Origin of the sequence: Bradyrhizobium sp. MOS001 (assembly GCF_004634465.1) — a bacterium.
Classification (GTDB): domain Bacteria; phylum Pseudomonadota; class Alphaproteobacteria; order Rhizobiales; family Xanthobacteraceae; genus Bradyrhizobium; species Bradyrhizobium barranii.
Window position 1 is genome coordinate 48,869 of sequence record NZ_SPVJ01000049.1, and the last position, 7,100, is coordinate 55,968.

4 protein-coding genes and 1 pseudogene are annotated in these 7,100 nt (G+C 64.3%); 3 read left to right on the plus strand and 2 right to left on the minus strand.

What is annotated here, in order from left to right; genetic code table 11:
* The first annotated feature begins 145 nt into the window (after positions 1 to 145).
* The 3 genes from thrS (at position 146) to CT676_RS36225 (ending at position 4,171) form a co-directional block, all read left to right on the plus strand.
* Complete coding sequence (thrS, locus tag CT676_RS36215) at positions 146 to 2,188, plus strand: threonine--tRNA ligase (protein WP_135216525.1); 2,043 nt, start codon at positions 146 to 148, stop codon at positions 2,186 to 2,188.
* A 93-nt stretch (positions 2,189 to 2,281) separates the two neighbouring features.
* Complete coding sequence (locus CT676_RS36220; protein WP_028154760.1) at positions 2,282 to 2,845, plus strand: nitroreductase; 564 nt, start codon at positions 2,282 to 2,284, stop codon at positions 2,843 to 2,845.
* A gap of 63 nt (positions 2,846 to 2,908) precedes the next feature.
* The gene (locus tag CT676_RS36225; RefSeq protein WP_135216526.1) at positions 2,909 to 4,171 is read left to right on the plus strand and encodes a serine hydrolase domain-containing protein; all 1,263 of its coding nucleotides are present in this window, start codon (positions 2,909 to 2,911) and stop codon (positions 4,169 to 4,171) included.
* On the opposite strand, the gene CT676_RS36230 is transcribed toward CT676_RS36225, so the two are convergent.
* Positions 4,157 to 6,619, minus strand: a complete 2,463-nt coding sequence (locus tag CT676_RS36230; protein ID WP_135216527.1) for an EAL domain-containing protein — start codon at positions 6,617 to 6,619, stop codon at positions 4,157 to 4,159. The genes CT676_RS36225 and CT676_RS36230 overlap by 15 nt on opposite strands.
* A gap of 366 nt (positions 6,620 to 6,985) precedes the next feature.
* Positions 6,986 to 7,100, minus strand: a pseudogene (locus CT676_RS36235) (IS110 family transposase); the annotation flags it as partial.

A 7,100-nucleotide genomic window follows, 5' to 3' on the forward strand; every position in this document is an offset into this window, starting at 1 on the left:
ATCGCACGAAATAGTTGGTTCACGGCCCCGGCTTTTGCGCGCCACTTTCTTGGAAATGCCGGATTGCACAGGCCGAATCGCCTGATATATCGCTCGTTCCCGCTTACCTGCGCTCGTTCGCAGGAGTGAGCCTCAGGAGAAAAGCATGACCGACCAGCCCAAATCCGAATCCGGCTTTCAATACAGCCTCAGCAATCTGAGACCCGTGACCCCGCCCGAAAAGATCACCCTCACCTTCCCCGACGGCGCCCGGCGCGAATACGCCAAAAGCATCACCGGCCTCGAGATCGCCAAGGGCATTTCGCCGTCGCTGGCCAAGCGCACGGTCGCGATGGCGCTCGACGGCGAGGTCGCCGACCTCGACGATCCCATCGAAGCCGATGCCAAGATCGAGCTGATCAACCGCGACGATCCGCGCGCGCTCGAGCTGATCCGCCACGACTGCGCGCACGTGCTCGCCGAAGCCGTGCAGACGCTGTGGCCCGGCACGCAAGTCACCATCGGTCCCGTGATCGAAAACGGCTTCTACTACGACTTCTTCCGCAACGAGCCGTTCACGCCGGAAGACTTTGCCGCGATCGAGAAGAAGATGCGCGAGATCATCGCGCGCGACAAACCCTTCACCAAGGAAGTCTGGGATCGCGAGAAGACCAAGCAGGTGTTCCGCGACAAGGGCGAGGCATTCAAGGTCGAGCTGGTCGACGCCATTCCCGGCAACGAGCCGATCAAGATCTACTACCAGGGCGACTGGTTCGATCTCTGCCGCGGCCCGCACATGACCTCGACCGGCAAGGTCGGCAACGCCTTCAAGCTGATGAAGGTGGCCGGCGCCTATTGGCGCGGCGACAGCAACAACCCGATGCTGACGCGCATCTACGGCACGGCGTTCGCGAAGCAGGAGGACCTCGACGCTTATCTGAAGCAGATCGAGGAAGCCGAAAAGCGCGACCATCGCAAGCTCGGGCGCGAGCTCGACCTCTTCCACTTCCAGGAAGAAGGTCCGGGCGTCGTGTTCTGGCACGCCAAGGGCTGGACCATCTTCCAGCAGCTGATCGCCTATATGCGCCGGCGCCTCGCCGGCGACTACAGCGAGGTCAATGCGCCGCAGATCCTCGACAAGTCCTTGTGGGAGACCTCGGGCCATTGGGGCTGGTATCGCGAGAACATGTTCGCAGCGCAGTCGGCCGGCGACGAGGCCGAAGACAAGCGCTGGTTTGCGCTGAAGCCGATGAACTGCCCCGGCCACGTGCAGATCTTCAAGCACGGCCTGAAGAGCTATCGCGACCTGCCGCTCCGTCTCGCCGAGTTCGGCGTGGTGCATCGCTATGAGCCGTCCGGCGCCATGCACGGCCTGATGCGCGTGCGCGGCTTCACCCAGGACGACGCGCACGTCTTCTGCATGGAAGACCAGCTCGCCGACGAGTGCCTGAAGATCAACGACCTGATCCTGTCGACCTATGCCGATTTCGGCTTCACCGGAGATCTCACGGTGAAGCTCTCGACCCGGCCCGAGAAGCGCGTCGGCACCGATGCGATGTGGGATCACGCCGAGCGCGTGATGGCGACGGTGCTGCGCGAGATCCAGTCGCAGAACAATCACATCAAGACCGAGATCAATCCGGGCGAAGGCGCCTTCTACGGGCCGAAGTTCGAATATGTGCTGCGCGACGCCATCGGCCGCGACTGGCAGTGCGGCACCACGCAGGTCGACTTCAACCTGCCGGAGCGGTTCGGTGCGTTCTACATCGACCATGACAGCGGCAAGAAGGCGCCGGTGATGGTGCACCGCGCGATCTGCGGCTCGATGGAGCGCTTCATCGGCATCCTGATCGAGCACTATGCCGGCAATTTCCCGCTCTGGCTGTCTCCGGTGCAGGTGGTGGTCACCACCATCACCTCGGAGGCCGACGAGTATGCCAAGCAGGTGCTGGAACAGGTCCGGCGCGCGGGGCTTCGGGCCGAGATCGACCTGCGCAACGAGAAGATCAACTACAAGGTCCGCGAGCACTCGCTGGCCAAGATTCCGGCGCTGCTCGTGTGCGGGAAGAAGGAGGCCGAGACGCAGTCGGTCTCCGTCCGCCGGCTCGGCAGCGACGGCCAGAAGGTGATGACGACGGTGGAGGCGCTCGCCGCCCTCGTCGACGAGGCCACCCCACCGGACGTCCGGCGGGCGCGCGACGCGGCCTGATCCCTGAAATCGATCTAAACTCGCTTTCGGTTGCGGGCGTGCATGCTTATCTCGGCATGGCACGCCCGACGACCAGCCGAAGAGGACATCGCAGTGCCCGACGCCATCGAACTCCTGAAGACCCGCCGCTCGGTCAAGCCGCGCGAGATGACCGGGCCCGGCCCCTCCCCCGCCGAGCTCGAAACCATCCTCACCATCGGTGCGCGCGTGCCCGACCACGGCAAGCTCGCGCCCTGGCGCTTCATCATTTTCGAGGGTGACGCCCGCGAGCGGGCCGGCGAGGTCATCGCGACGGTCTTTGCCCGCAAGAATCCGGACGCACCGGCGGCGAACATCGAGACCGAGCGCAAACGCCTCACCGACGCGCCGCTGGTGATCGGTATCGTCAGCTTCACCAAGCCGCATCCAAAGGTGCCGGCGTTCGAGCAGGAATTGTCGGCCGGCGCCAGCGTCATGAACATTGTCACGGCCGCGACCGCGCTCGGCTACGGCGCCTGCTGGCTGACCGGCTGGTTCGCCTTCGATCGCGACGTGCTGGACGGCCTCGGCCTCAAGCCGGACGAAAAGCTCGCCGGCCTCGTCCATATCGGCACGCCGACCAAGCCCAGCGAAGACCGTCCGCGGCCGTTCCTTTCGGAAATCGTGACGCGTTTTTAATCGATGTCTTGTTGACGCCTCCAACGTCTTGCGGCTTTGATCCCGGCGAGGGAGGAAGCCCGGATGAAGCGTCGTGAATTTCTGGTCGGAGCCGCGCTGCTGGCCGGCTCCATGGCGCGAGGCAGCGCCGCCACCAACATCCCTACTCCGTCGGCTGACGGGCTCGACCGCATCACCGCCTATTTTGACAACGAGGTGACGCTTGGCCGCCTGCCGGGTGCGGTGGTCCTGGTGCAGCAGCACGGCAAGCCGGTGTATCTGAAGAACTTCGGCGTGCGCGACACCAGGACCGGCCTTGCGATGACGCCGGACACGATCTTCGCCATCCACTCGATGACCAAGCCGATCACGTGTCTCGGCGCGATGATGCTGATCGACGAGGGCAAGCTCGCGCTCACCGCCCCCCTGTCGAAATACGTCCCGCTCTTCGCCGACACCAAGGTGGGCCTGGAGCCGGAGGGCACCTCGAAGGTCGAACTCGAGCCGCCGATCCGCCCTGTCAACATCGAGGATCTGCTGCGGCAGACCTCGGGCATCAGCTACGACTATATCGGCGCTCCATGGGTGATGCAGGTTTACCAGGCCGCAAATATTTTCGAGGGGCCCTTCAACAACAGGCAATTCGCCGACCGCATCGCCAAGCTGCCGCTCACGCGCCAGCCCGGAACGCTGTGGCGCTACGGCCATTCCACCGACGTGCTCGGCGCCGTCATCGAGATCATCTCGGGCCAGACGCTGTATGAATTCCTCAAGCAGCGCATTCTCGATCCGCTCGGAATGAACAGCACCAAATTCGTGCTGAAAACGCCGGACGAGCGCGCCCGGATGGCGCGGCCGCTGCCGAGCGACCCGGTCCTGCTCGCCGGCGAGCGCGACCGCCTCGACCATCCCGAATGGGAATCCGGCGGCGGCGGGCTGCTCTCGACCATCACCGACTATCAGCGCTTCTCGCAGATGCTGCTCAATGGCGGCGAGTTCGAGGGCAAGCGTTACCTCAGCCCCGCCGTGTTCAAGGCCATGACGACCGATCACGTCGGGCCCGGCTCCGGCGTGGGACGCGACTATTTCTATTTCCCGGGCGACGGCTTTGGCTATGGCTACGGCATCGGTGTGCGCACCGATCCCGGCAATGCGAAGCCGCCGCCGGCCGGATCGATCGGCGAATTGAAATGGGACTCAGGCAGCGGCACCTATTTCGGCGTCGATCCCAAGCTCGACATGGTCTACCTCTTGATGCAGCAGACCCAGAACGAGCGCAGTCGCATCACGCCCGCCTTCAAGGAACTGGTCTACGGCTGCTATCCCGAAGGGCTACGCCGCCCGTGAGGCGCGCTGGCCGAAATCGGCGAGCAGCTTTGCGATCTCGGCGGCGGGCCGCGCCGCGCTGAACAGAAACCCCTGCACCTCGTTGCAGCCTTCGGCGCGCAGCCAGTCGAGCTGATCCTCGGTCTCGACGCCTTCAGCCGTCGTGGTGATGTTGAGGCTGCGGCCGAGGCCGGAGATCGCGCGCACGATCGCGACGCAATCGGGCCGCTGCGCCAGATCCTTCACAAACGAACGGTCGATCTTGATCTTGTCGAACGGGAAGCTACGGAGATAGCTGAGGCTGGAATAGCCGGTGCCGAAATCATCCATGGAGATGCTGACGCCGAGCTCCCGCAATTGATGCAGAATCGCAAGATTGGCATCGGTCTCCGCCAGGAAGATCGACTCGGTGATCTCGAGCTCGAGCCGCTTCGGCGACAGGCCGGACTGCGCAAGCGCGGAAATCACGACTTGGACCAGGTTGCGGCTGCGGAATTGCGCCGGCGACAGATTGACCGCGACCTTGACGTCGACAGGCCATTTCACCGCCTCCGCGCAGGCCTCGCGCAGCACCCACTCGCCGAGCTGGGTGATGAGGCCGATGTCCTCGGCGACCGGAATGAATTCCGCCGGCGAGATCATGCCCTTGTCGGGATGACGCCAGCGCAACAGCGATTCGAAGCCGGAGATGCGGTCGGACGCGATCGACACCAGCGGCTGGTAATGCAGCTCGAACTCGCCATTGGCGAAGGCGCGGCGCAGATCGAGCTCCATGTCGCGGCGCTTCTGCGCCTGGAGGTCCATCTCGCGCTCGAAGAAATGGTGCACGCCGCCGCCATCGGACTTCGCCCGGTACAGCGCCATGTCGGCGTTGCGCATCAGCTCCTCCGACGTCGTGCCGTCGCCGGGCGACAGCGCGATGCCGATGCTGGCGCCGATCACCATCTCCTGGCCGTCGAGGTCGTAGGGCGCCTTCAGCATGTCGATCAGCAAGGTCGCGCAGGCGCTGGCTTCGTTGGGCGAGACGTCGGCTGCCAGGATCACGGCGAACTCGTCGCCGCCAAGCCGGGCCGCGAGATTGCCGCCGCGGACCGCGGTGGTGAGGCGTTCGGCAACTTGCTTCAGCAGGCGATCCCCCACCGGATGCCCGAAGGAATCATTGATGTTCTTGAACAGGTCGAGATCGATATAGAGCACGCCGACCCGTTTTCCGCCGGCCTGGTCGAGCGCCTGCTTCAAGCACTGCTGGAAATGTTCGCGGTTCGGCAGATCGGTGAGCCCGTCATGGTGCGCCATGTGGGCGATCCGCGCCTCGGCCTTGCGCCGCTCCGTGATGTCGACCACCGCGACCAGATAGCCGTCGCGATCGTCGAAGGCGACGCGGCGGCCGAAAGTGAGCACCTCGATCTCGCTGCCATCGGCACACAAATGGCGCCAGTTGCGCGAGGAATGATAGGTGTCGCCGATGCGTTCGAGCGCCTCGGCGTGGCTGTCCCACTCGTCCTCGGGCCAGATCTCGTGCAGCTTCATCCGCAGGAAGGTGGCGCGGCTGTAGCCGTAGTGCTGGACCGCGGCATCGTTGACGCTGAGGAATTCCTTGGTCTGTGCCTCGAACACCCACATCGGCATCGGGTTGTTGTCGAACAGCAGACGAAACGAGGCGTCGCGCCGCTTCAACGCGGTGACGTCGGAGATCGTCAACGAGACCAGATCGGCGAAGGCGGTGGCACTGAGCCGAAGGTAACGTCCGTCGTCCTCGATCTCGAGCTGCTCGCCGCGGCCGCCGGAGACGACCTTGAGCAGGAAGTCCATGATTTCGGGCGAGGCCAATAGCGTATTCCCCTCGCCGATCCGCCGCCACAACAGGCCCGCGCTCGCGGCTTTCAGCAGCGCTCCGGCGCTCTTGTTGTGGTGCACGATCTGGAGATCGAACGGCTTGCCGGCGGCATCGCGTAGCGTCGCCAGCGAAACCACGGCGTCATCGGTCGACGAGAAGATCGCGTCCAAGAGATTGTATTGCGCGCCGCGCTCGTTGATGTAGGCGCCGACCAGTGTGGCGCCCCAGCGCGAGGCGGTCGGCAGCGCCAGCACATCGTAGGTCCGGACCATGCCGTCGCGCACGCAATGCGCGCTGGCCTGGTGCGGACGTCCGTTCTCGAGCGCGCTCGCCACAGCTTCCGACAGCGCCGTGGCGCAATCAGGAGAGAGCTCCGCGACCGGGATATCCCAGCGCTCCTCGCCGAGCCATTTCTGCACGTAACGCCCGCTGCGCGACAATTCGAGCGCGCCATCGTTCTTCAGCAGCGCGATGTGGTCGGCGAGCCGTCCGAGGCTCCCAAGCATCACGTCCTCATAGCGCGGCAGCCGCTCGCCCGGCTTCAACGCGGCACGCCATTTGCGTTGAAGCACCGGGATGTCGTCAAACATTTCGGCGGCCGGTTTTCCCGGCATCTTCTTCGCGGCAGTCATTGCAGTCCCCAACGCACTTTCCCAGGGCATCCAATGCAGCCGCGCTTAATGCCGTGTAAAAAGGACGCAGCCGCGGGTTCCATTCGGCGATTATGACAGTTTTAAGTCAGGTGTTGGTTAGTGCGCGTTAGAGACTATGACGGTTGCCTAAAATGCGATGCGTGCGCGTGAGAGTGAAGTTATGGCGCACAGCTGCTTCATCCTCGTCATTGCGAGCGCAGCGAAGCAATCCAGACTGCCGCCGCGGAAAGATTCTGGATTGCTTCGCTGCGCTCGCAATGACGGAGTGCGCAGGAGCCGCGCCCGCCTCTCTCGAGTCCCGGACGCGACGCAGCGCGTAGCGGTGCGGCGCAGATCCGGCAACTGTTATGTCGGCTTGGCCTTCAGGTAGGGCTTCCTGTCGCGCATCATGGCGTTGAGGACCGTCAGCAGCTTCCTGGCGACGGCAATGAGGGCGAGTTTGGCTGGTTTGCCGGCCTGT

Excerpts from the sequence above, each read along its gene's own strand:
- thrS (WP_135216525.1), top strand. The coding sequence starts at position 146 with ATGACCGACCAGCCCAAATCCGAATCCGGCTTTCAATACAGCCTCAGC.
- CT676_RS36225 (WP_135216526.1), top strand. The coding sequence starts at position 2,909 with ATGAAGCGTCGTGAATTTCTGGTCGGAGCCGCGCTGCTGGCCGGCTCC.
- CT676_RS36230 (WP_135216527.1), bottom strand. The coding sequence starts at position 6,619 with ATGACTGCCGCGAAGAAGATGCCGGGAAAACCGGCCGCCGAAATGTTT.